The sequence below is a fragment of the Paraburkholderia sp. genome (assembly GCF_034668105.1).
Classification (GTDB): Bacteria; Pseudomonadota; Gammaproteobacteria; order Burkholderiales; family Burkholderiaceae; genus Paraburkholderia.
Window position 1 is genome coordinate 1 of sequence record NZ_JAXDPY010000701.1, and the last position, 3,452, is coordinate 3,452.

4 protein-coding genes, 1 tRNA gene and 1 pseudogene are annotated in these 3,452 nt (G+C 58.0%); all 6 read right to left on the reverse strand.

Going from position 1 to position 3,452, the window contains the following annotated elements; genetic code table 11:
- Positions 1–94: pseudogene (locus QOC89_RS30830) on the reverse strand (NAD(P)H-dependent oxidoreductase subunit E); the annotation flags it as partial.
- 131 nt (positions 95–225) lie between these two features.
- Positions 226–1,479, reverse strand: coding sequence for an NADH-quinone oxidoreductase subunit D (locus QOC89_RS30835; RefSeq protein WP_323048507.1), 1,254 nt, complete (start codon positions 1,477–1,479; stop codon positions 226–228).
- 9 nt (positions 1,480–1,488) lie between these two features.
- Positions 1,489–2,091 (reverse strand): NADH-quinone oxidoreductase subunit C, encoded by a 603-nt coding sequence (locus QOC89_RS30840; RefSeq protein ID WP_179741646.1) that lies wholly within the window; start codon positions 2,089–2,091, stop codon positions 1,489–1,491.
- Positions 2,092–2,112: 21 nt separating this feature from the next.
- Complete coding sequence (locus QOC89_RS30845) at positions 2,113–2,592, reverse strand: NuoB/complex I 20 kDa subunit family protein (RefSeq protein ID WP_006052903.1); 480 nt, start codon at positions 2,590–2,592, stop codon at positions 2,113–2,115.
- Positions 2,593–2,655: 63 nt separating this feature from the next.
- On the reverse strand, positions 2,656–3,015 hold the full coding sequence (locus QOC89_RS30850; protein ID WP_007175615.1) for an NADH-quinone oxidoreductase subunit A: 360 nt from the start codon (positions 3,013–3,015) through the stop codon (positions 2,656–2,658).
- A gap of 161 nt (positions 3,016–3,176) precedes the next feature.
- Positions 3,177–3,261: transfer RNA gene (locus tag QOC89_RS30855), tRNA-Leu, on the reverse strand.
- Positions 3,262–3,452 lie beyond the last annotated feature (191 nt).

Below are 3,452 nucleotides of genomic sequence, written 5' to 3' on the forward strand. Positions count from 1 at the left end.
TGGCCAACGCCGACATGACGGCGGACTGTTTCTGATCGGCGGGATACTTCGCGATCGCGCGAACGATTTCTTTCAGGCCTTCAGCTGAGATCATTTTCAGACACGACTCTTTCAATTCCTACCGAACGAAAACCCATCGCGCGTTGCATGTTGCGACAGACCCGGCGTTCCTTTGCTTGACGCGCGCTTCGGTGCAATCTGAAGACACGCGGCGATGAATACGTCCTAGCGATCCACTTCGCCGAACACGATGTCCTGCGTACCGATGATCGTCACAGCGTCGGCGATCATGTGGCCGCGCGCCATTTCGTCAAGCGTGGACAGGTGCGCGTAGCCCGGTGCGCGGATCTTCAGGCGATACGGCTTGTTCGCCCCGTCCGAGATCAGGTAGATACCGAACTCGCCCTTCGGATGCTCGACGGCCGCATACGCTTCGCCTTCCGGTACGTGGAAGCCTTCGGTGAAGAGCTTGAAGTGGTGAATCAGCTCTTCCATGTTCGACTTCATGCCGACGCGCGAGGGCGGCGCAACTTTATGATTGTCGACCATCACCGGACCAGGATTCCTACGCAACCACTCAATGCACTGTTTCACAATCCGCGTGGACTGGCGCATTTCTTCGACGCGAACCAGATATCGGTCATAACAATCGCCGTTAACACCGACCGGAATGTCGAAATCCATCTTGTCGTAGACTTCGTACGGCTGCTTCTTGCGCAGATCCCACTCGATACCCGAGCCGCGCAACATGGCGCCGGTCATACCCAGGTTCAGCGCACGTTCCGGGCTCACGACACCGATACCGACCAGACGTTGCTTCCAGATCCGGTTGTCGGTGAGCAGCGTTTCGTATTCGTCGACGCACTTCGGGAAACGCGTAAAGAAATCGTCGATGAAGTCGAGCAGCGAACCCTGGCGGTTCTCGTTCATCCTCGACAATGCCTTTGCATTGCGAATCTTGGATGCCTTGTATTGCGGCATTGCGTCAGGCAGATCGCGGTACACGCCGCCCGGACGGTAGTACGCCGCGTGCATCCGTGCGCCGGACACTGCTTCGTACACGTCCATCAGGTCTTCGCGCTCGCGAAACGCATACAGAAACACGGCCATCGCGCCGACGTCGAGCGCGTGCGCGCCGATCCACATCAAATGGTTCAGCACCCGCGTGATTTCGTCGAACATCACGCGGATGTACTGCGCGCGAATCGGCACCTCGATGCCCAGCAACTTTTCGATCGCCATCACGTAGCCGTGCTCGTTGACCATCATCGACACGTAGTCGAGACGGTCCATGTACGGCACGGACTGGATAAACGTTTTGGTTTCCGCGAGCTTTTCAGTCGCGCGATGCAGCAGACCGATGTGCGGATCGGCGCGCTGAATGACTTCGCCGTCGAGTTCGAGCACGAGGCGCAGCACACCGTGCGCTGCCGGATGCTGAGGGCCGAAGTTGAGCGTGTAGTTCTTGATCTCTGCCATGGCGTTCTCTTAGTGTTTCAGACCGCCATAGCGATCTTCGCGAATCACGCGCGGCGTGATTTCCCGCGGCTCGATCGTCACAGGCTGATAGACGACGCGCTTCTCTTCCGGGTCGTAACGCATTTCGACATAACCGGAGACAGGGAAATCTTTACGGAACGGGTGACCAATGAACCCGTAATCGGTCAGGATGCGACGCAGGTCCGGGTGGCCTTCGAAGACGATGCCGTACAGGTCGAATGCTTCGCGCTCGTACCAGTTGGCCGAACTCCAGATATCGACGACCGAGGCTACGATCGGCACTTCGTCGTCCGGCGCGAACACGCGCAGACGCAGGCGCCAGTTGTTCTGCACCGACAACAAGTGCAGAACGGCCGCGAAACGTGGGCCGTCGTATGCGCCGTCAGCGTAGGTCTGATAGTCAACACCGCACAGATCGACCAACTGCTCGAAGCCGAGCGAGCGGTCGTCGCGCAGACGCGTTGCCACATTGATGTAGTCGCTCGCCTTCACGACGATCGTCAACTCACCGATTGCCTCGGTAGTACTCAACAGGAGGCCGCCAAAGGCCGCCTCGAGGTTCGCTTTCAGGGTCTCGAGTTTGCTTGCCATATTGTGGGGGAGGCGTTGGCCTTATTGACGGGCGATTGTATTGGTGCGGCGGATCTTGGCCTGCAACTGGATCACGCCGTACACCAGCGCTTCCGCGGTAGGCGGGCAACCCGGCACATAGACGTCGACCGGCACGATCCGATCGCAGCCGCGCACTACCGAATAGGAATAGTGGTAGTAGCCGCCGCCGTTCGCGCATGAGCCCATCGAAATCACCCAGCGCGGCTCGGCCATCTGGTCGTAGACCTTGCGCAGAGCCGGCGCCATCTTGTTGCACAGCGTGCCGGCAACGATCATCACGTCCGACTGACGCGGACTCGGACGAAACACCACGCCGAAACGGTCAAGGTCATAACGGGCAGCGCCCGCATGCATCATCTCGACCGCGCAACACGCGAGCCCGAACGTCATCGGCCACAACGACCCGGTGCGCGTCCAGTTGATCAGTTTGTCTGCCGTCGTGGTGACAAACCCTTCTTTCAAGACCCCTTCGATACTCATTTGCTTTCCACTCCAGACGGGGCGGCAAGCCTTGGCCACCCACGCAAACCGGCGATTAATCCATCATTCCCAGTCGAGGCCGCCCTTCTTCCAGATATAGGCGAAGCCCAACAGGAACTCGAGCAGGAAAATCATCATCGCCATGAAGCCAGGCCAGCCGATGTCGCGCAGGGCCACGCCCCACGGAAACAGGAACGCGGTTTCAAGGTCGAAAATGATGAAGAGAATGGCGACGAGGTAGTAGCGCACGTCGAACTTCATGCGCGCATCTTCGAATGCTTCGAAGCCGCACTCGTATGGTGCGTTTTTCTCGGTATCGGGCTTGTTGGGACCGAGGATCTTGCCAATGCTGACCAGTGCCACGCCTAAACCGGTGCCCACAATGAGGAACAACAAGACGGGGAAATAGGCTGCGAGGTTCAAGACTGTCCTCTTTCGGTTGGTTCTGAATGCCGCCAAGAGCATAGCACTCCTGACGCGAAATCACTTCGGCAACACACATGCCGCAAGCCCGACGCAAACCGCGCGTCAGAAGTGAAAATGCCAGCCGAAGCGAAGCAAGCGGCTGGCATTTAGATAACATTTGGTGCCGACGGCGAGACTCGAACTCGCACAGCTTTCGCCACTACCCCCTCAAGATAGCGTGTCTACCAATTTCACCACGTCGGCACTAACTGCAATCCGGGAAAACAACTTATAAAACCCGCGAATCGCTTCAAGACTTAGATTGTAACTGGTCTAAACAGTTTGTTCAACGCACAAAAAGCACTTTGAACGAAAATTTATTTCGGCACGTCTGTAGCAGGAACGGATGCGGCCGATGCCGGCAATACTGCCGAGCCGCCTGCGGGCGCGGACGC